This window comes from Pradoshia sp. Z5_111 (genome assembly GCF_058267535.1).
On record NZ_JBZCPQ010000002.1, the window covers coordinates 166,006 to 187,622 of the forward strand.

20 protein-coding genes and 1 riboswitch are annotated in these 21,617 nt (G+C 39.2%); of the genes, 9 read left to right on the top strand and 11 right to left on the bottom strand.

Translation table 11 applies throughout. The annotated features are described in order from the left end of the window. Positions 1-12: 12 nt before the first annotated feature. A complete protein-coding gene (gene hprK / locus AC4D4A_RS05145; protein WP_490994902.1) occupies positions 13-936 on the bottom strand; it encodes an HPr(Ser) kinase/phosphatase in 924 nt (307 codons plus the stop codon). A gap of 156 nt (positions 937-1,092) precedes the next feature. Between hprK and nagA the strand changes: the two genes are divergently transcribed. From nagA to AC4D4A_RS05160, 3 genes are all read left to right on the top strand, one after another. Then, entirely contained in the window at positions 1,093-2,268 is a 1,176-nt protein-coding gene (gene nagA / locus AC4D4A_RS05150) for an N-acetylglucosamine-6-phosphate deacetylase (RefSeq protein ID WP_490994903.1), read from the top strand. An 11-nt stretch (positions 2,269-2,279) separates the two neighbouring features. Then, positions 2,280-3,008, top strand: coding sequence for a glucosamine-6-phosphate deaminase (gene nagB / locus AC4D4A_RS05155; protein ID WP_490995199.1), 729 nt, complete (start codon positions 2,280-2,282; stop codon positions 3,006-3,008). A 195-nt stretch (positions 3,009-3,203) separates the two neighbouring features. Then, positions 3,204-3,902 carry an N-acetylmuramoyl-L-alanine amidase gene (locus tag AC4D4A_RS05160; RefSeq protein ID WP_490995200.1) on the top strand — a complete coding sequence of 233 codons (699 nt, stop codon included), beginning with the start codon at positions 3,204-3,206 and terminating at the stop codon, positions 3,900-3,902. Positions 3,903-3,937: 35 nt separating this feature from the next. On the opposite strand, the gene AC4D4A_RS05165 is transcribed toward AC4D4A_RS05160, so the two are convergent. From AC4D4A_RS05165 to AC4D4A_RS05195, 7 genes are all read right to left on the bottom strand, one after another. Continuing rightward, entirely contained in the window at positions 3,938-4,282 is a 345-nt protein-coding gene (locus AC4D4A_RS05165; RefSeq protein WP_490994904.1) for a phage holin family protein, read from the bottom strand. Continuing rightward, on the bottom strand, positions 4,279-4,491 hold the full coding sequence (locus tag AC4D4A_RS05170; RefSeq protein WP_490994905.1) for a PspC domain-containing protein: 213 nt from the start codon (positions 4,489-4,491) through the stop codon (positions 4,279-4,281). The genes AC4D4A_RS05165 and AC4D4A_RS05170 overlap by 4 nt, the downstream gene beginning before the upstream one ends. Positions 4,492-4,528: 37 nt before the next feature. After that, entirely contained in the window at positions 4,529-5,629 is a 1,101-nt protein-coding gene (locus tag AC4D4A_RS05175) for a DUF4097 family beta strand repeat-containing protein (RefSeq protein ID WP_490994906.1), read from the bottom strand. A gap of 34 nt (positions 5,630-5,663) precedes the next feature. Beyond that, positions 5,664-5,987: a magnetosome magnetite crystal formation protein family gene (locus AC4D4A_RS05180; RefSeq protein WP_490994907.1), complete on the bottom strand. Its 324-nt coding sequence runs from the start codon at positions 5,985-5,987 to the stop codon at positions 5,664-5,666. A gap of 211 nt (positions 5,988-6,198) precedes the next feature. Next, positions 6,199-9,069: an excinuclease ABC subunit UvrA gene (gene uvrA, locus AC4D4A_RS05185; RefSeq protein WP_490994908.1), complete on the bottom strand. Its 2,871-nt coding sequence runs from the start codon at positions 9,067-9,069 to the stop codon at positions 6,199-6,201. A 7-nt stretch (positions 9,070-9,076) separates the two neighbouring features. After that, complete coding sequence (uvrB, locus tag AC4D4A_RS05190) at positions 9,077-11,056, bottom strand: excinuclease ABC subunit UvrB (protein ID WP_490994909.1); 1,980 nt, start codon at positions 11,054-11,056, stop codon at positions 9,077-9,079. A 195-nt stretch (positions 11,057-11,251) separates the two neighbouring features. Beyond that, on the bottom strand, positions 11,252-11,479 hold the full coding sequence (locus AC4D4A_RS05195; RefSeq protein ID WP_066106119.1) for a CsbA family protein: 228 nt from the start codon (positions 11,477-11,479) through the stop codon (positions 11,252-11,254). Between the two features lie 265 nt (positions 11,480-11,744). Here AC4D4A_RS05195 and AC4D4A_RS05200 point away from each other — a divergent pair, with 265 nt between their 5' ends. The 6 genes from AC4D4A_RS05200 (at position 11,745) to AC4D4A_RS05225 (ending at position 19,458) form a co-directional block, all read left to right on the top strand. Beyond that, complete coding sequence (locus AC4D4A_RS05200) at positions 11,745-13,031, top strand: ABC transporter substrate-binding protein (RefSeq protein WP_490994910.1); 1,287 nt, start codon at positions 11,745-11,747, stop codon at positions 13,029-13,031. A 100-nt stretch (positions 13,032-13,131) separates the two neighbouring features. Continuing rightward, on the top strand, positions 13,132-14,427 hold the full coding sequence (locus AC4D4A_RS05205) for a carbohydrate ABC transporter permease (protein WP_490994911.1): 1,296 nt from the start codon (positions 13,132-13,134) through the stop codon (positions 14,425-14,427). Next, a complete protein-coding gene (locus AC4D4A_RS05210) occupies positions 14,428-15,252 on the top strand; it encodes a carbohydrate ABC transporter permease (RefSeq protein WP_066106115.1) in 825 nt (274 codons plus the stop codon). Positions 15,253-15,288: 36 nt separating this feature from the next. Next, a complete protein-coding gene (locus tag AC4D4A_RS05215) occupies positions 15,289-17,229 on the top strand; it encodes a glycoside hydrolase family 15 protein (RefSeq protein WP_490994912.1) in 1,941 nt (646 codons plus the stop codon). A gap of 787 nt (positions 17,230-18,016) precedes the next feature. Beyond that, positions 18,017-18,964: a cation diffusion facilitator family transporter gene (locus AC4D4A_RS05220; protein WP_490994913.1), complete on the top strand. Its 948-nt coding sequence runs from the start codon at positions 18,017-18,019 to the stop codon at positions 18,962-18,964. A gap of 167 nt (positions 18,965-19,131) precedes the next feature. Continuing rightward, positions 19,132-19,458 (top strand): helix-turn-helix domain-containing protein, encoded by a 327-nt coding sequence (locus tag AC4D4A_RS05225; protein ID WP_490994914.1) that lies wholly within the window; start codon positions 19,132-19,134, stop codon positions 19,456-19,458. Between the two features lie 127 nt (positions 19,459-19,585). Here AC4D4A_RS05225 and AC4D4A_RS05230 read toward each other — a convergent pair whose 3' ends face one another. The 3 genes from AC4D4A_RS05230 to AC4D4A_RS05240 all read right to left on the bottom strand — a co-directional run bounded on the left by AC4D4A_RS05230 (position 19,586) and on the right by AC4D4A_RS05240 (position 21,616). Beyond that, positions 19,586-19,711: an anti-repressor SinI family protein gene (locus AC4D4A_RS05230; RefSeq protein WP_490995201.1), complete on the bottom strand. Its 126-nt coding sequence runs from the start codon at positions 19,709-19,711 to the stop codon at positions 19,586-19,588. A gap of 36 nt (positions 19,712-19,747) precedes the next feature. Further along, positions 19,748-19,835: riboswitch (cyclic di-GMP riboswitch) on the bottom strand. A gap of 139 nt (positions 19,836-19,974) precedes the next feature. Continuing rightward, a complete protein-coding gene (locus AC4D4A_RS05235) occupies positions 19,975-20,172 on the bottom strand; it encodes a hypothetical protein (protein ID WP_490994915.1) in 198 nt (65 codons plus the stop codon). 289 nt (positions 20,173-20,461) lie between these two features. Continuing rightward, positions 20,462-21,616: an FtsW/RodA/SpoVE family cell cycle protein gene (locus AC4D4A_RS05240; protein WP_490994916.1), complete on the bottom strand. Its 1,155-nt coding sequence runs from the start codon at positions 21,614-21,616 to the stop codon at positions 20,462-20,464. Between the last annotated feature and the right edge of the window lies 1 nt (position 21,617).

Here is a 21,617-nt window from a genome sequence, read left to right on the forward strand (position 1 = left end):
CACCTACTCTAATTATTTTTCTTTTTCAATTGCTTCATTCAATTTTTCGGTAAATTGCTGAGCTGCATTAACGCCCATTCGTTTCAGACGGAAATTCATAGCCGCCACTTCAATGATAACCGCAATATTTCGGCCCGGCCGAACTGGTATATTCATTCGGGTGATATCCGTATCAATAATTCGTACCTTTTCTTCTTCCAAACCAAGTCTATCGTAGTTCTTCTGCTGATCCCATAGCTCCAGATTGATGACAAGGGAGATTCTTTTATGGCTTCTGACTGCTCCCGCACCAAACAAAGTCATCACATTAATGATGCCTACGCCTCTAATTTCCAAAAGGTGCTCGATCAATTCAGGTGAATTTCCGACCAGTGTGTCGTCATCTTCCTGGCGAATTTCCACACAATCATCGGCAACTAAACGATGTCCTCTTTTTACAAGCTCAAGCGCAGTCTCACTTTTTCCGACTCCGCTCTTTCCTGTAATCATGACACCTACGCCATATATATCTACCAAAACGCCGTGAACAGCAGTCGTTGGAGCAAGCTTGCTTTCAAGGAAATTAGTCAATCGGCTGGAAAACCGGGTCGTTTTCATCGATGTTCGCAAAACCGGTACAGAAACGCTTTCAGAAGCCATCAATAATTCCTTCGGCACCTCTAAATCACGCGTGATAACGATACAAGGTGTAATATCACTGCATAGCATTTGCATTCTTGAAATTCTTTCTTCATCATTTAACTTAGAGAAAAACGATAATTCTGTCATCCCAAGGATTTGAATACGGTCAGCAGGGTAATAATCGAAATAACCTGCAATTTCTAAACCAGGTCTGGAAAGATCGCTCGTAGTGATAGGTCTATTTACACCTTCTTCACCACAAACCAGTTCAAGCTGGAATTCATCAATGAGGTCGATTGTTTTAACTTTTGCCAAAAATTTCACTCCCTGATCTAGTGATTATTAAATTTGTGCTTTCATTTTATCATTATTTCCTACATAACCATACAATTACAATAATATAATTCTGGTTTTTCTAAAAAGTTAAAAGTACCATAAGGATAGGACAACTTACCTGGGGGTTTAAGAGAAATGACACTACTGATACAAAATGCAACGATTTATCAAGAGAACGCGATCCTGCAAAACGGATATATCTTAATTAAAGATAATCATATTAGTGAAGTGGGTCTTATGGAAAACTCACCACAGCACGCTGATGAAATTATCAACCTTAAAGAGGGACAGCTGGTTCTGCCCGGTTTCATTGATATACATATTCATGGCGCGGCCGGGGCTGATGCCATGGATGCCACAGAAGAAGCACTTAGAGTCATGGCAAAAGAGCTGCCTAAAGAGGGAACCACATCTTTTCTGGCAACAACGATGACACAGGATCCTGCCAATATAAATAAAGCGTTACAAGCTATCAAAAGCTTTAAGATTAACGGCAATCCTGCCGGAGAAACTGAAATGCTGGGCGTACATTTAGAAGGTCCATTCATCAGTCCATCAAAAGCTGGAGCACAGCCATTGCATCATATCAAGAATGCAGACGTGGATTTATTTAAGGAGTGGAACGAATCATCAGGTAATGCAATCAAGCTGGTCACTCTTGCTCCGGAACAGCCTGGTGCAAAGGAATTAATTAAACACCTCCGCAATTCAAATATCATTTGTTCCATGGGTCATACTAATGCTACATACCAACAGGCGTCAGAGGCGATTGAACACGGAATAACCAATGCTACACATTTATTTAATCAAATGACCGGCTTACACCATCGTGACATAGGTGCCGCTGGAGCAGCTTTGCTGCATGATCAAGTATTCGTGGAGATGATTGCGGATGGAATTCACATATCACCTGAAATGATAAAGCTTGCTCTTAAGGTTAAAGGCACAGAAAAGGCAATACTTATTACGGATGCCATGCGGGCAAAAGGAATGGCGGATGGACAATATGATCTTGGCGGGCAAGAAGTAACCGTTAAAGGCGACGAAGCGCGTCTTGCAGATGGTACTTTGGCAGGCAGTATTCTCAAAATGAACGATGCCATAAAAAATGTATGTCATTTTACCGGATATTCGCTGCAAGAAGTTGTCCAAATGGCATCAGTTAATCCAGCTAAACAGCTTAATATTTTTGATCAAAAAGGAAGTATTGCTGTTGGGAAAGACGCAGATCTTGTGATTATGGATACAAACTTTAATGTATTTACTACAATATGCCGTGGTAAAATAGCGTACAGAGGTGAAGAACAATGAATCAAACAACTATGAGAATTATCAAAGTAGACACTTATGAAGAAATGAGCCGCATTGCTGCAGAAATGTTTATCAGCAAAATTAAGCAAAAACCAGACGCAGTTCTTGGACTTGCTACCGGAAGCACCCCAATCGGTCTCTATAAAAATCTAATAGAGGATCACCAGAAAAATGGGACAAGCTATCAGCAAATCCATACCGTAAACCTGGATGAATATATAGGGCTTTCCAAAAATGATCCAAACAGCTATCACTCCTATATGATGAATAATCTATTCAAATACTTAGACATTCCACAAAATCATATTCATCTTCCACATGGGGATGCCGAGGACCTAATGCAGGAATGTGAGCGATATGAAACAGTTATAAATGACCTTGGCAATGTAGAGCTTCAGGTATTAGGAATCGGAAAGAATGGTCACATCGGCTTCAATGAACCAGGAACTCCATTTTCCAGTAAGACACATATCATTGATTTAAATGAAAGCACTCGACAAGCTAATGCCCGCTTCTTTAATCATCTGGATGAGGTTCCAAAACAAGCAATCACAATGGGCATTTCTACAATTATGAAAAGCAAAGAGATTATACTGCTCGCTTCTGGTGAAGCAAAGGCAGAAGCAACCTACAAATTGATTCACGGTGATCTAACAGAACAATTACCAGCAAGTATTCTAAAACAGCATCCGGCTGTAACCGTAATCGTAGATAAAGAGGCCGCTTCCATGCTCGATTAATCCCTTGCTTTCCACATTTTGGTGGTATAGCACTGGCGCATTCTTAACAACCATGAAGCCCGACTGATATATAGTCCACTGTAATAAAGAAATCCTGTCCTTTTTAATTTAAAACGTCACCATAGATGGTCCATTTAGATGGCTTGTCTCATATTATGGTAGTAAAAGGACAGGGGGCTTCCAAAGTTGAAGATTATGATTGATGCAGGCCATGGCTATAATACACCTGGAAAGTCATCACCGGATGGCATGAAGGAATATGAATTTAATCGAAGTGTTGCCGAATACTTAAAGGATTTATTAACCAACTATCAAGTTAATACTTCCTTTGCCCATTCGGACAAAGTAGATGTTCCTTTACAGGAAAGAACGAATCGTGCAAATTCTCTCCATGTAGATTTATATGTATCCATTCATGCCAATGCCGCTGTAAATAGTGGTTGGCATAAAGCAGAAGGAATTGAAACGTATATTCATACATCAGGGCCCGCAGAAGCCCTCTCTCTCGCTACAAAAATCCAGAATAAATTGATTGCCACAACCGGTTTACAAAATCGGGGAGTTAAAACAGCTGATTTTCACGTGCTGAGCGCGACAAAGATGACAGCTGTGCTGGTTGAATGTGGGTTTATGACAAATGAAAATGAAATAAAGCTGCTTAAAAGCGATTACTACCGAAAAAAATGTGCACAAGCAATTGCCGAATCTATCATTTCTCATTATTCATTAAAAAAGAAATTAAGCATTCCTGCCAAACAATCCGATCAAGATAAAATACTGTACAAGGTTCAGTTAGGTGCCTTTTCAGACAAGCAAAATGCAGCCAACTTAGCAAAACAGCTAAAACGTCTTGGTTTTGAAACCACTGTCATAATGGACAAGCAAGAACGCTAAAAGAACCTGAAGCCTAGTAAAAGGCTTCAGGTTCTTTATTTATCCTCCATTACACTTTCCATAATCGTACTAACCAATGAAAGAATAATCGATACCAGGAATGTCAGCCAGAAGCCGTTAATATCAAAGGCACTTCCCATTGCTGCATCCGTAATCATCAACACAATGGTATTAATGAAGAGCAGAAATATTCCCAGCGTAATAATCGTTATAGGTATCGTTAGGATAGTCACAATTGGTTTGACAATTACATTAAAGATGGATAATACAATGGCTGCAATAATGGCTGCACCAAACCCAGTTACATGAACACCTTCAAATATCTGTGTCAGCAATACGAAAACAACTGCATTAACAAGTATTTTGGCTATCCATTTCATATGTCCATCTCCTCCACTTTTTCTCTCGGCATAAAACAGCTAAGAATCGTATAGGGAATAATCAGCATAAAGCTAGTTGGAATGAGCGCGATTACAAATAGGATACGCAAAAGCTTTGAACTCATACCAAAATATTGTGAAATTCCTCCAAGGACACCCGAAACAATCTTATCTGACCTTGAACGGACAAAACGCTTTTTTTCCTTCAAAATACACTGCAGCTCCTTTAACCCATTAACTTATTGATTAATGTTTGATTTTAATATTACCGGCTCTTGATTCGGCCAAAATATGAATGGATTCCTCATAATTACCCTCTGATTTGAATCTGAGCATTTTTTGGACCACATCACTTTTTTCTTCAATGATGTGAATACCCTTCAGGTCAATATTAAAACTGCCGAGATTGGATTTTAACTCTCCATCACAACCAGTATTTGCAGGAATTTGCAGATTAATACTTCCTGCCGACGCCTTAGCTCGGATCGTTTCTCCATAACGGCCGGTTTGTTCACATTGAATGCTTCCATTAATCGTCTGGAAATCCCCTTTTCGGAAGCCTCCCTGTATTTGGATTGCACCATTCATCGTTTCGACTTCCAATTCGCCTACATCAAATCCTTTAAGATTGACAACACCATTGACTGTCTCAAATTCTGCTTCTCTTGCATTCAAATCCGTAAATTGTATTTGCCCATTACCCGTTTTGGTCATGACCGTATCGACTTTAACATTTTCACCGGTAATGGTTCCGTTAAATAGTCGAATTTTCAATTCCTCGTAGCGATTGTCTGGTACTCGAATAATTGCTTGTAATTTAATGGATTTATCATGTGCAGCAAATCGAAGTTTTCCTTCTTCAAGCGAATAAGTTACTTCTTTAAGCAGTTTTTCTCTCGCTTCGGTCGTATTTTCTGCCCTATACACCTTCGCCTGGCATTCAATCCTAATCTCGTCCTTATCCCACGGAAGGAACTGAACACTGCCGTTTGCCAGATCAACATCTATTTTTCGCAGAGATACATGGTCATGATGATAAATATGCTCGATATCAACTGCTGAGCCAAAATTAAGGTCAAAATCTACATCTTTTATCTTTTTAACCACATCGTCTACGATTCCCAATAGTTTATCCATTGTAGATGCAGACTTTTTAGATGGTGACCCCTTATATTCTGATTCACTTTGGTTTACAACCGTTGATAGTTCACTGGTCTCTGTCTTCTGCTCATCTTCTTTAATCAGTTTGTCTTTCTTTTCAATTTGCTCAAGCAATAATAACGCTTCATCTGCGTTAAGCAAGCCTTCCTTCACCATTTCCAATATTCTTTTTTTCTCTTGATTCATTCTTACCAGCTCCCTTTTACATGGTATGTACCTATCAATCCTTTACTAGTTTAATACCCTGAATGACATTCCAAATCATCACAATAAAGCTAATCAAACCTAAAAGAAACATAGCCAGTATAGCTGTATAGGGCAAGGCCGTTATTTCCGAACTCGAAGCAAGCTGAGTTAGAAATACAAAGAACACGATAATGCCCATGACGAATGGAAATAGATGTGAGATTAAAGCTCGTTTAGCATGCCCTTTTAGCTCAAAATCATCTCCAGCTACGAAATAAATAACCGTAGGAAAGATGAATCCTAAAAAGAAGAAACTAAAATAACATAGAGCAGCCAGAAATCGATTAGTTGTTGTCATAGATACAAACACCTCTCCTAATTGTACGTATAAATTGAAAGAAAGTTTCTTCTATATCAACAATACCTTACAACAATTGGAAAATGTTAACTTTTCGATTATACTCTGGCCAGAAATGGTTAATATAAGAGGTTTCTAAGAGTGCACGGGCAAACGTATGTGTAAGTTCTCTAATGCAAATATGCCGGATATGGATAAAAAGCAAGCCGTTTTATCTGGCGGCTTGCTTTTCCTTGATTTTATTATTCATACGGTCCCGATCACGTTCTAGAACTGGCTTCAAATATTTCCCTGTATAAGATTCAGGTGTCTCCGCTATGACCTCTGGTGTACCGGTAGCCAAAATGGTTCCTCCTTTTTCTCCACCTTCAGGACCTAAATCAATTAAATAATCAGCTGCTTTAATGACATCTAAATTATGCTCAATGACAAGCACTGTGTCGCCATTATCAACCAGGCGCTGCAATACTTCCAAGAGACGCGAGATATCATCAACATGAAGTCCTGTTGTCGGCTCATCCAAAATATAGAGTGAGCGGCCATTGGAGCGACGGTGTAATTCACTCGCCAGCTTCACCCTCTGTGCTTCTCCACCGGATAGTGTTGTGGCAGGCTGCCCCATCTTAATATATCCAAGTCCAACATCATAAATGGTTTGGATCTTCCGTTTAATTTTGGGATGATTTTCAAAGAACTGAAGTGCTTCTTCTACTGTCATATCTAAAATATCAGAAATATTCTTCCCTTTATAGGTTACTTCCAATGTTTCCCGATTATACCGTTTTCCATGACAAACCTCACATGGAACATAGACATCCGGCAGGAAATGCATTTCTATTCGGATGATTCCATCTCCACGGCATGCTTCACAGCGACCACCTTTAATATTGAAGCTGAAACGGCCTTTCTTATATCCACGGACCTTCGCTTCATTTGTGGAAGCAAACACATCCCTGATATCATCAAATACACCTGTATAGGTTGCCGGATTGGAACGCGGCGTACGACCGATTGGTGATTGGTCAATATCAATCACTTTCTCCAGTTCCTCCACACCTTTTATCTCGCGGTGGTTTCCCGGTCTCGCTTTCGCCCTGTGCAGCTTTTGAGCTAAAGATTTATGGAGAATTTCATTCACTAATGTACTTTTACCTGATCCGGATACTCCTGTAACGGCTACAAATGTTCCAAGCGGAAAAGATACATTTACATTTTTGAGATTATTCTCTTTAGCACCTTTAATCTGGATTAATCGTCCATCGCCCTTTCTGCGTTCCTGTGGCAAAGGAATAAATTTTTTCCCCGATAAATATTGGCCCGTTAAAGAATTAGAATCTGCCATCACTTCCTCAGGCGTACCTGCTGAGACAATCTCACCGCCGTGCGCTCCTGCTCCAGGACCGACATCAATTAAATAATCTGCAGCCAGCATCGTATCCTCATCGTGCTCTACCACAATAAGCGTATTCCCGATGTCACGCATACTTTTCAGCGTCGCAATCAATCGATCATTATCACGTTGATGAAGACCAATTGAAGGTTCATCCAAAATGTATAAAACACCTGTTAAGCGCGAGCCGATTTGAGTAGCCAATCTGATTCGCTGTGCTTCTCCTCCTGAAAGTGTTCCGGCTGCTCGGTTTAATGTCAGATACTCCAAGCCAACATTATTCAAAAAGCCCAGTCTTTCTTTGATTTCCCTAAATATCAGACGGCCGATACTCATATCTTTCTCGGATAGATTCAAATTTTCAAAGAAATCGTTAGCATCTTTAATAGAGAGGGCCGTAATCTCGCCAATATGCTGTCCTGCTATTAATACCGCCATCGTTTCCTTCTTCAGGCGATAGCCTTTACAGGTTGGACATGCCTGCTCGGCCATATATTTTTCCATTTGATCACGTGTATAATCTGAACTTGTTTCTTTAAACCGGCGTTCTACATTAGCCAATACGCCTTCAAATTCCACTCTGTTTTCCCGTATTTGCCCGAAATCATTCTCGTAACGGAAATAGATTTTCTCCCCATCCGAGCCATAAAGAATTTTATCAAGCTGGCTTTCCGGTAGTTGAGAGACTGGAACATCCATATCTATACCATAATGATTGCACACACACTCAAGCAATTTAGGATAATACTGAGAACTGGTAGGTTCCCATGGAGCGATTGCATGCTCCCTTAATGTTAATTCCGGGTCAGGAATGACGGCAGCCCGGTCAACTTTTACTTTAAAGCCCAGTCCATCACATGTTGGGCAGGCTCCAAACGGACTGTTGAACGAGAACATCCGAGGTTCCAATTCCCCAATTGAAAATCCACAATACGGACAGGCATGATGCTCACTGAAAAGCAACTCTTCCTCGCCTATTACATCAATGATAACTTTACCATCACCCAGACGAAGTGCAGACTCAAGGGAATCAGCTAGACGAGCGTTAATTCCTTCTTTCACGACAACCCGGTCGATGACCACTTCAATCGTATGCTTTTTATTTTTATCCAGATTAATATCATCATCCAAATCATACATTTCTCCGTTTACACGGACACGGACATACCCTTGCTTTTTAATATCTTCAAGCATTTTGACGTGGGTACCTTTTCTGCCTGTTACGACAGGAGACAGAATCTGCATTTTTGTGCGTTCTGGATAGGACATGATTCTGTCTACCATTTGCTCAATCGTTTGAGATGTAATTTCAATCCCATGCACAGGACAGACCGGTTTACCGACTCTGGCATACAATAAACGCATATAATCATAAATCTCTGTCACTGTCGCAACGGTTGAACGAGGATTGCGGCTTGTCGTCTTTTGGTCAATTGATATCGCTGGAGACAGCCCTTCAATCAAATCAACATCCGGTTTATCCATTTGGCCGAGGAACTGCCGGGCATATGCGGAAAGAGATTCCACATAGCGGCGCTGTCCCTCCGCATATATTGTGTCAAAAGCCAGGGAGGACTTTCCGGAACCGGATAAACCCGTTAGTACAACCAGCTTATCCCGGGGGATTGTCACATCAATATCCTTAAGATTATTGGTCCTGGCCCCTTTAATTACAATTTTATCAAGTGCCATCCTATGTTCATCCTTCCACTTTTAACTCTAAAATTAAATCTCTAAGTTCGGCAGCACGTTCAAAATCAAGCGCTTTGGCTGCTTCCTTCATTTCTTTTTCCATATTTGCAATTACTTTTTGACGCTCTTTCTTGGAAAGCTTCTCGTATTTATTTGCTGCTTTTTCTTCTTCATTATCTTCCGTTATATGAGTGGCTCGAATAATATCACGGATATCCTTCTGGATCGTCTTAGGAACGATTCCGTGTTTCCTGTTATATTCTTCCTGGATCGCACGGCGCCGTTTAGTCTCAGAAATCGCTATTTCCATTGAATTCGTTATTTTATCTGCATACATAATAACGTGACCGTTCGAATTACGGGCAGCACGGCCGACCGTTTGAATAAGAGACCGTTCTGAACGAAGGAATCCTTCTTTATCCGCATCAAGAATGGCTACGAGTGAGACCTCCGGAATATCAATTCCTTCACGCAGTAAATTTATTCCAATCAACACATCATATTTTCCAAGACGCAGATCTCTGATAATTTCGATTCGTTCAAGTGTTTTAATCTCAGAGTGCAAATACTGAACCTTGATGCCCAGTTCTTTTAGATAATCCGTTAAATCCTCAGACATTTTCTTGGTCAGTGTAGTGATCAGGACACGCTCATCCCTTGAGATTCTCTCGTTGATTTCCCCTAACAAGTCATCAATTTGACCTTCAATCGGACGAACATCAATAGTTGGGTCCAGCAGTCCCGTTGGACGGATAATCTGTTCAACCATTTCCGGTGAATGCTCCTGTTCATAAGGCCCCGGTGTAGCAGACACATAAACAATCTGGTTGACATGTTCTTCAAACTCCTGAAATTGCAAAGGCCTATTATCCATTGCAGACGGCAAACGGAAACCATGATTGACAAGTACCTCTTTCCGGGCGCGGTCTCCATTATACATACCGCGAACCTGCGGGACTGTAACATGGGATTCATCTATCACCATTAAAAAGTCTTTAGGGAAATAATCGATAAGGGTATAGGGGGTAGAGCCCGGCGGTCTTAAGGTCAGGTGTCGGGAATAGTTCTCGATCCCTGAACAAAAGCCCATTTCTCTCATCATTTCAAGATCGTAACGGGTTCTTTGCTCCAACCGCTGTGCTTCGAGAAGCTTTCCTTCACCTCTTAAAAAGGTGAGCTGCTCTTCCAATTCCGTTTCAATATTTTGAATGGCAATCTTCATCTTTTCTTCTCTTGTAACGAAGTGGGATGCAGGGAAGATAGCTACATGATCTCTTTCGCCGATAATTTCCCCAGTCAGCGCATCCACCTCTCTGATCCGTTCCACTTCATCGCCGAAAAATTCAACACGTACACAGTGTTCATCCTTTGAGACTGGAAAAATCTCAACTACATCTCCTCGAACTCGAAATGCTCCGCGTTGAAAGTTAATATCATTTCGTTCATATTGAATGTCGACCAATTTACGTAATAGCTGGTTCCGCTCCATTTCCATGCCAACTCGAATGGATAAAACCATTTCCCCGTATTCTTCTGGAGAACCCAAGCCATAAATACAGGATACACTGGCAATAATAATGACATCCTTCCGCTCAAATAATGCAGATGTCGCAGAGTGGCGCAGTTTATCTATCTCATCATTAATACTGGCGTCCTTCTCTATAAAGGTATCAGTCTGAGGTACATATGCTTCAGGCTGATAGTAGTCATAGTAACTGACAAAATACTCGACTGCATTATTCGGGAAGAACTCTTTAAATTCACTGTACAGCTGTCCAGCAAGCGTTTTATTATGAGCAATGATAAGGGTGGGCTTATTAATCTCTTTTATCACGTTTGAAATCGTGAATGTTTTTCCGGTTCCAGTAGCGCCAAGAAGCGTTTGATGCTTAACGCCATTATTAATTCCATTCACTAGCTCTTTAATTGCAGTTGGCTGGTCTCCTTGAGGAGTATACTTGGAAACCAATTCAAATTGTTTACTCACACAAAAGCCCCTTTCATCATTTTCATCTCAAATCTCGTTTTATTTGATAACAATATTTTACCACAATCATCTATAAACAAACCAATAAAAAGCGAACAAACATTCCCTTTTTTAACTTTAATAATATCATTTATGCCCATCCTGCCAAAAAATAAAAGAGTCTTCCTCAATAATATGGAAGACTCAGTCTGTTGTTTATGCACTTTTAGGTGTTCTTTTGATCATCCGCTGAGAATACCAATACCCGGCCGTTAATGAAAATGCGTCAATTATAATCAGAGGCCAGGATGATGTATAGCCTTTATACGCTGATGCGGCGATTAGGGCAACTGTTAAACATAAACCGACTATGCAGCTATATGTCACTCTTGAAAAGAGCACAACTAATAAACCTGGAGCTAAAAGAGCTATTAAAATCTTCATCTGAGGTCTCACCTGCTTCCTCTGGAATCACGCAGCTATTTTCCAGCAATTCTATTCAGCTACAAATATATTACATTTCATGTGATTAATCCAGCAGGATACTAAGTTAATCGCTGACTGGCCTTCCATTTGACACCCCTCTGACTCAAATGTGTCCATAGGCCTTTAGGATCATGTATGAAATTTTATCCAAAATTAGGTTTCGTTAACCAAATCTAAAGGAATTTATAAAGAAGCAAGTATTCATTAATATAGGAGGGAAAATATGAAACTTAAAAAATGGTTATCCATCTCTTCTGCTGCTTTCTTAGGGATTGCCTTAACAGCATGTTCGGATGCCGAAGAAACCTCTAATGATGAGAACGATTCAAAAGAAAAAACAGTTGAAATTACATATGCCAGAGGAGTCGATACGACAGGCAGTACAGAAAAACTGATAGAAGCATTCGAGAAAAAACATCCGAATATTAAGGTAAACTATCAGGAAATGCCGAATAGTTCTACTCAACAGCACGATCAATATGTAACCGCATTCAGTAGTAAAAGTGCTGAAATCGATGTATTTGATGCAGATGTTGTTTGGCCGGCAGAGTTCGCCCAAGCTAACTACGCGATGGAATTAGACCGCTTCATCGATCAGGATAAAATAAATCTCGAAGACTACTTCCCCGGTCCAGTTGAAGCCGGGAAATTTGAAGGCAAGCAATGGGCTCTGCCAAAATACTCAGATGCCGGTATTCTTTATTATCGAACAGATTTGGTTAGCGAACCCCCAAAAACATGGGATGAGTTGATAGAAATGGCTAAAGAAGGAAACGGGAAAGAAGGCACAAGCTCAGGCTTTGTCTTCCAAGCAAAGCAATATGAAGGTATTGTTGTGAACGCCATGGAATTCATTGCCTCCTACGGCGGCAAAATCATCGATGAAAACAATGAAGTCGTCATTAACAGTCCAGAAGCCAAAAAAGGACTTAGTAAAATGGTTGAAATTGCAAACGCAGATTTCATGCCAAATAACATTTTAACTTTTACCGAAACGGAAACTGAATCTGCCTTTAAGGAAGGCCAAACTGTATTCGCACGCAACTGGCCCTATATGGAAAAAACAGCTGCTGATAAAAGTACCTCAAAGGTAGCTGGCAACTTTGCCTTTACCTCCTTACCTGCTGGTGATTCAGGCTCAGCTTCGACACTCGGAGGCTATATGGCCATGATTAACCGCTATACTGATCATCCAAAAGAATCATGGGAATTTGTGAAATTCATGACTGGGGAAGAAGGACAAAAAATCTCTGCAACCGAAGGCGGACGTGCTCCAACCATAAAAGCTTTATATGAGGATAAGGAAGTACAGGATGCGGCTCCTGTTTTCAAAGAACAGTCTTTTGTTGAAACACTAGAAAACGCTGTACCTAGGCCGGTTACTCCAAATTACCAGGAAATATCGGATATTTTGCAAATCGAAATTTCTAAAGCATTAACAAAGGATATTACAGTTGATGAAGCCATTGAAAATATGGAATCGAAAATGAAGGCTGCATTGAAGGAATAGATAACTTAGCCTAATAGGAACGGCTATGGGAGGGAGATGGGCACAAAAGCTTGTCTCCTATTTTTTAGCTTTTGAAGTCCATCCTGAAAGGAGTAATGATATGAAAAAGAAATTTTCGCTATCCGAACGACAATTAGGATATGCCATGATTATCCCTTCTCTTATACTAATTGGAATTGTTGTTCTCTATCCAATTGCCATGTCTTTTTGGAACAGTATGTTTGATTATCGATTGAATACTCCAGAGAAATCCATACGAATGCTATCTTCTCAAGTTGACCTTGAACGGTATGCCACTGATTATTATTACCTACAAAAAAATCTAGAAGAATTGAATAGCGATAAATCCAGCCAATGGGCAGAACTCATTGAAAAAAATCATCAAAAACTTTTAAATGAATCCGATATCGAAAAGCAATATGAATATGTAGAGAAAAAGGTTGCCAACTTTGAACCTATTAAGGAGAAAGATGAAAAATATGCCTCCATTAATGAGGATACAGCAGAAGCCTATAAAGCTGATTTAAAATCCATCAGTGGTGAATTGAAAGCGATCGAGGGAGAGCAGTCAGAACTTGCAAAGGATACAGCTGCTTTATCTGCTTCTGTCTCTGATTCTATTTTGAAGGAAAACTTTGTTGGGTTAGGTAACTACAGTAAATACCTATCTGATGCACGCATGTGGAAATCGTTATCCAATACGATGATTTTCACAGTTATTACAGTCTTTTTTGAATTGGTGATTGGATTAGCCATTGCCTTATTAATTAATCGAGCGTTCTTTGGCAGAGGTGCGGTTAGAGCAGTTGTATTAATTCCCTGGGCGATCCCTACCGCTGTATCAGCGATGATGTGGATGTTCCTCTATGATGGGCAATCAGGCATTATCGCCCACTTGTTCGAAGAGCTTCATATTATTTCAAACGCCGGGGATTTATTAAGCACAGGTGCCGGAGCGATGGCGTCTGTTATTCTAACGGATATATGGAAAACAACACCCTATATGGCTTTGTTATTGTTAGCGGGCTTGCAGACCATCCCCAAGGATGTTTATGAAGCTGCTTCAGTCGATGGAGCAAGCAAGTGGTACCAATTCCGCAGAATAACACTACCTTTATTAAAATCCAGCATTCTTGTTGCCCTGCTCTTCCGTACACTTGATGCGTTCAGAGTATTTGACCTCATTTTCGTCTTAACAGGCGGCGGACCTGCAAATTCAACAGAAGTGATTACCATATATGCATATAAAACCTTATTCGCTCAACAAAATTTCGGCGAAGGCTCCGTCCTCTCGATGATTGTGTTTGTTTCAGTGGCGATTATCAGCCTGATTTACATTAAATTCATAGGTTCTGACCTATTTGGAGACCGCATAAACGGAAAGGGGGAAAATTAAATGAAGAAGCCTGTAAAAACCATACTTTTCTATGTGTCGATTGCTCTTTTTATCTTTGTTATCATGTTCCCATTTCTCTGGGTCTTTCTTACATCCTTAAAAGAACCGGGTGAAATTTTTGCCTCGTATAAATGGTGGTCCAAGAATCCATCTCTAGATTCATATAAATCTGCTTTAACTTCAAGGCCCCTGCTCAGTTACATGAAAAATAGTTTAATCGTTTCTACCGTTACGACCGTAATCGCCATCACGTTTGCATCATTTGCAGCTTATGCGTTAACACGTTTACCGATTAAAGGAAAGGGTATTATATTTGCTGTAATACTCGCATCATCTATGTTTCCGCATATCGCTATTATTTCACCAATCTATAACTTTGTAACCGACTTCAATTTACGTAATACGTATACAGGGTTGGTGATTCCCTATATTACATTCAGCTTACCTTTGGCTATTTGGCTATTATCCACGTTCTTTCAGAAAATACCAAAGGATCTTGAGGAATCAGCGAAGATGGATGGTGCTACACCATTTCAAACCTTTAGAAGAATCATTTTCCCATTGGCTGCACCCGGCGTATTTACGACGGCCATCCTTGTATTTATCGCAGCTTGGAATGAATATTTATTTGCTTTAACCATTAATTCAAAAGAAGCAGCACGAACTGTACCAGTAGGTATATCCCTTTACCAAAGTGATTACACCATTCCTTGGGGTGATATAACGGCAGCAACTGTCATCGTCACCATTCCAATTGTTATATTGGTGTTGATTTTCCAAAGAAAAATAGTATCCGGTTTGACATCAGGATCAGTGAAGGGATAAAACAAATGTACTGTTTCAACGTTGAGGGGGATTTTGTTGGAAAAAAAACCGTATATTACAGAAGCAATCATTGGTAATTCAAGCATGCTGGTATCTTTAACAAAAGATGGGCAGGCGCAAAGAATCACATGGCCAAATATCGATTTTCCCCAGCATCTAAATCTATTTTATACAGGTATTCGCGGCATTGAAGGTTCGGTAAAGACCTTCTTCCTTCATGAGAATGTATGGAATCACAAACAAGCCTATATGAACCGCACGAATATTTTAGAAACGATTTCCACACTCGGCGGTTCTGGCTTGTCTATTAGACAGCTCGATTTTGTGTTACCCAAAAAAGATGTCTTTGTTCGGCACTTTACCTTTAAAAATCTATCAGATCGTCCGCAAAATATAAGTTTCGTAGTTTACAGTGATTTTATGATTGATGAAAAAAGGCGCTACCAAACTGTTAGGTTTGAGGAAGATATCGATAGCTTTACCCATTATCATAGGGAGTATGGATTTGCAGTTGGCTCCACTCATAACGTTAAGAAATTTCAATGTGGAGCTACATTTAAGGAGCTAAATGACGGTATTCTTAGGGGGAAAAGAATTGCCAATAAATCATCATGTGGAATTGAATATGATCCGCTTTCTCTCGATCCCAACGAGGAAAAATCCATTACGCTTTATATTGCAGCAGGCAACGGCTCTCAAGGAGCAATTGATATCTTAAAGGATGTAAAAGAGATTCCCTTTGACGAGCATTTCAAGGAGACCTTGCACTATTGGTATGAATATTTGGATCAAGCGAAGCCAGTTGAAATTATAGATGAACGAACAAAGAAAATTTATGAGCGTTCTTTACTTATGTTCCATTTAATGAACAATAAAAATGGCGGTTTCATTGCTGCTCCTGAGGTAGATGAGGAATATGCCTTTTCAGGTGGATATTCCTATTGTTGGGGCCGTGATGCAGCCTATACCGCAACTGCATACGCTCGTGCAGGCTATCACAGACAGGTTAAAGAGTTTTACCGATTTGCCAGAACTCTTCAGGATGAGGAAGGAAAATGGGATCAGCGCCACTATTTAGACGGTCATTTAGCTCCTGCCTGGGGGTTGCAAATTGATGAAACGGGCTCCATTCTGTGGGGACTCCATCAATTCTATGAAATTACCGGTGACGAGGATTTTGTAGTTGAAATGTGGCCAGTCATGGAGAAAGGGGCGGACTTCCTTACGAAGTTTATCGACCCCATCACCCATCTTCCTCTTCCTAGCATGGATATATGGGAAAAAAGAGAAGCTGAACACTTTTATTCAGCCGCCGCAGTATATGGAGGCCTGTTAGGTTCTGCTGAATGGGCTGAAAAATTAGGTCATCCCGAAAAAGCTATTCTTTATAGAAATACTGCAGCAGCTATAAAAAAGACCATCATGCAGATTGGCTACAATGAGACAAACGAAGCTTTTTTCCGTGCATTTCATTTAAGACTGGATGAACCAGCCTACTTAAATAAGAAAGCTCAGGGCAAGGATGTTTCAAAGGAATATGATGCCAAGGGGTATCCAATCTATCGTCAGGTCAGGGATGATGTCATCGATATCTGTTTACTTGGCCTTCAGGTACCCTTCAATATGATTGATGCCAATGATCCAAAAATGAAACAAACTGCAGCTACCATTGACCGCCTGTGCCGCTCCAAAATTATTGGCGGTATCGAGCGCTTCCCGGGGGATATCTATATTAGTGGTGACCCATGGATCATATCGACACTCTGGCTCGCGATTTATTATATTCGTATTAATAAACAGCTTGAAGCAAAGAAATTATTTAAATGGGTTGTCGATCATGCCACTGATTTAGATCTGTTAGCAGAGCAAATTGACAAAATTACAGGCCGACCTGCCTGGGTATTACCGCTTACTTGGTCACACGCCATGTTCATTTTGACTGTTTTAGAAATGAAAGAGAATGGAATAGAACTTTAACAGCCTGTGGATAAGCCAAGTTGTCCACACACTTATACACGGTAATCACATTTTATTCTTAATATTTAATAAAGAAAGCAAATTTCCCCCTGTGGATAAACTATTCAAAAAGGATCTTCAGGTCTATATCGACCAGAGGATCCTTTCACTTTATATGAGTAGATCTATAAACTTTTGAACAGCTTTAGCCATATCTCCGTCCGTTTAGTTATATTTTAGATGAGGCAACGATTTCACCAGTATCCTGAGTATAGTCACTTAATCTGTGGATAATCTCCAATGTTTGGTTTGATTCAATGTCCATATCTTTTTCATCGATTCATAAATAATCATTTCCATTTCCGGCTATTTCAGAGGCAGCTTCCGAACTCTTCGTAACACTTGTGACAAAATTGATAATCAACTGCATACCTTCCGAAACATTCATAACCCCTTTGTTTCATTTGAAAGATGATAGATTCAATCGCTATCTTCAGGATTAATTGAGACCCCTTAAATCTGCCATTTAGGAAAAAAAGCTAAAGAACATAGCAATCATTATGATTTATACTTAGGTAGTATTTTAAAATAAAATATTTAAATAATTTTTTTCGACTAAAAAATACTCCAAATAAACCGAAAATAAAATGAAACCATTTGCTGAAAATAAATCAGGTATTTATTTCATGATAGATATTCAATAAAGAGGGGGCATAACATATAGTATAGATTTAATACGTTTAAATAATAAACAGAAAGAAACAGGCTTATAAACATAGTATAAATCCTGGGATTGGAGGAGTTTACAATGACTGATCATCATAAACATCACCATGGGCATAATCATAGTCACGGAAGCGAAGGCCATCATCACCATCATCATCATAATGCGAATAAAAAAGCTCTGGCAATTAGCTTTAGTTTAATATTCGCCTTCATGATTGTGGAAGTAATTGGAGGAATTTGGACCAACAGTCTTGCTCTTCTTTCCGATGCTGGACATATGCTCAGTGACGCTGCTGCTTTGGGATTAAGCTTATTTGCCTTTAAAATTTCAGAAAGAGCTGCTGATTACTCCAAAACCTATGGCTATAAGCGCTTCGAAATATTAGCTGCATTTATAAACGGCATGACTTTAATCATTATTTCCTTATTTATCTATTGGGAAGCAATTGAGCGTTTTAGAGTGCCGCCAGAGGTTAGCTCCAATATGCTTTGGATTGCTTTAATTGGATTGATCGTCAATTTAGCAGTTGCCTGGATCTTGATGAGAGGTGATACAGAGGAAAATCTGAATATGCGAGGTGCCTTCCTTCATGTATTAGGGGATTTACTTGGATCAGTCGGCGCAATCATTGCCGGAATCTTAATCATTCTGTTCGGCTGGAAGTTGGCAGATCCGATTGCCAGCATGATCGTAGCTACTCTTGTCTTAATTAGTGGATGGCGTGTATTGAAGGACTCTTATCATATCCTAATGGAGGGGACTCCGACCGGGATCCAAATCGAGCAGGTTAGAAAAAGTTTAATGAGTATAGAGGGCGTTCTGGATGTGCATGATTTACATATTTGGACGATCACATCAGGTTTTCCTGCCCTGAGCTGCCATGTTGTCGTGGAGAAAAAAGTGGACCGTGATGAAATTCTTATTCAATTACAGAATTGGTTAAAGAACAATCATCAGATTGAACATTGTACATTTCAAATCGAAGGACAAATCATTCTGGAAAATAATTCACATGATACATGTAATTAATTTATTCTGCAACGAAAATCTAGCATCTGCAAGGTATTTGGCAACCTGTTTTCAAATTCATTTAGAAAAAGCAATTGAATGTGAAGGTTCTAACTATTATAATAATTTTATCAGCTAAGGTAATGTTTACATAATTTGTAATCTTTTATCCGGAAAGGGAATCAAATATGATTGGTGATCGTGTTAAAAGAATTAGAAAAGAGAAAAAGATGTCTATGACGGAGCTAGCGGAGAAGGCGGGAGTAGCAAAGTCCTATTTAAGTTCACTCGAGAGAAATATACAGGTAAATCCCTCCATTCAATTCCTTGAAAAATTAGCAGCTGTACTAAATATCCCGCTTGATGCTCTCTTACACGATGAACCGGACATGACCAACCTTGATGAGGACTGGGCAGAAATAATAAAAGAAGCAATGAATTCAGGGGTATCCAAAGATCAGTTTAGAGAGTTTATTGAATTTAATAAATGGCGTATTAAAAAAGATGATGAATAGGAATTTAAAATGAATATTTGTTTCCCAAAAACACTTATATAGCAGTAAGTGTTTTTTCTTGTTATTGAAAACAAAATAAATACCCCGACCATCAACTGAAACCGAGGTATTTTTTATATATTCTTCCTCATTCCTCTGCTTTTCCTTCTCTCTCTATAAAGTTCCTAATTTCCTCTTTGGTAAATCCCATTTGTCGGGCGATCAATATAAGATTTACCCACTCTTGATCCAATTCAGCTTTAACGGTACACATCAATTATATTTCCCCCCTAAAATACTCCTCTGTATTTCAGGCAGTCCAGCCATCATAGTAATATGAATACCTTAGATCTGTGACTTTGCGTCCTTATTTTTCAATAAGTTTGCCCTTTACTGACAGCTCTTCACAATTATAATTGCTTACCAACTATTTTATTGCCACTATTTGTAATTTTCAACATTTTATTAGGTATATTTTCCTTCATTTTTCTACAAATATAGGTAAAAAGACTGATATATCCAAGTTGTAAGACATATTCATGTCGAAAACAAATGAAATTTGTCCTTTTCCCTCTGATATTTTTCATAATAGATTTGTTTATTTTGTGAATACTCTACGGCCCTTAACACCTGTTGTTTGGTTAAATCATTCCCACAGGAAGGACATAGCCATTCACCCATTTCACAGCTGCTATAAGAAGCTCGATGGCAGATATAGCAATTTTTACGATACATAAAGTCCTCCTTAAACGTTCGTTTTTAAGAACAATGACATTAAAAAAAATTTGCATATAATTGATGTAATTAAGTCTCGAATAAGGATTAATGGTCTGAATACTTAATATTATTTATTAATTATAATATCGTTCTTTTTTAAGAACATTTTACTATCCATTTATTTAACAGTCAAATAATTCCAGGACGAACTCTTATACTATTTATTTTTATAAATGAATCAATCTATATGGCACCCAGATGTCTGATTACGAAAAAATCCTCTCACAACAGAGAGGATTGACAATTATTATTTAGAAAACATATAGGTCTTTGTCTTTGCAGATATATTTAGCACAATACTTAAAGCAAGAAGAGTTCCCAATACAGAACTCCCTCCATAGCTTAGCAATGGCAAAGGGATGCCAGTAATCGGAACAAGTCCCATGACCATACCTATATTCTCAAAGATATGGAAGGTGAGCATAGAAACGATGCCTATGCAGATATACCGTTCATATTGTCCCTTATTTAATGTGGCAATTGCAATTATTTTATAAATCATCATGAAGTAAAGGGCAATGACCATACTGGCAACGATAAAGCCCCCCTCTTCTCCAATTACGGTAAAAATAAAATCCGAGTGAGCTTCCGGAACATACATAACGCCATTGTTAAAACCTCTACCCGAATCCATTCCTGATCCAATGGCAAGTATGGAATTTTTAAGCTGATAGCCTTCACTAAAATTAAATGGATCAACCCAGGCGTGTATCCGATTTATTTGATATTCTCCTAAAAAGCTTAGTAATAGTTTTGTATGATAAAGATAGATGTAAGCCAGCGTACCCACGGCAGAAATCCCTGTTAAAATCAAGGTGAAAATGATTCTCCAATTCACTCCGGACACAAAAATCATACCTATTAAAATAGCTGCGATTACCATAGCCGTACCTGCATCAGGCTGCAAAAGAATCAATCCAAGAGGCGGAATTGCAGCCAATCCTAATTTCAGCAATAAGATGAAATCAGATTTAAGAGATTTATTTCTTATAAATTTATCATTATGGGAGACTATGATTTTCGCCAAAAAAAGAATGAGAAATACCTTCATAAACTCTGAAGGCTGCACAGAGAAACCAGGTAGTTGAAACCAGGATTTTGCCCCCTTCGTTTCCTCCGCAATACTTTCAGGAGCGACTAAAAGGAAAGCTAATATACTGACCCCGAAAAGATATAGATAGGTAGACATTCTCTTAATCTGGCTTGAATCAAAATAGTAAACAACCGATGTCAGGATTAGTCCTATACAAAAATAAATGGCCTGCTTTATTGCAAATGGATTTCCATACGGAAGATACTTCTGTGCACTATAAATATAGAAACAGCTGATGCCCATAAAAACAAAAATAATTAACAATAAGTCCAGATCAAAATAACTCTTACGAACCTTGTTTAAATTCATC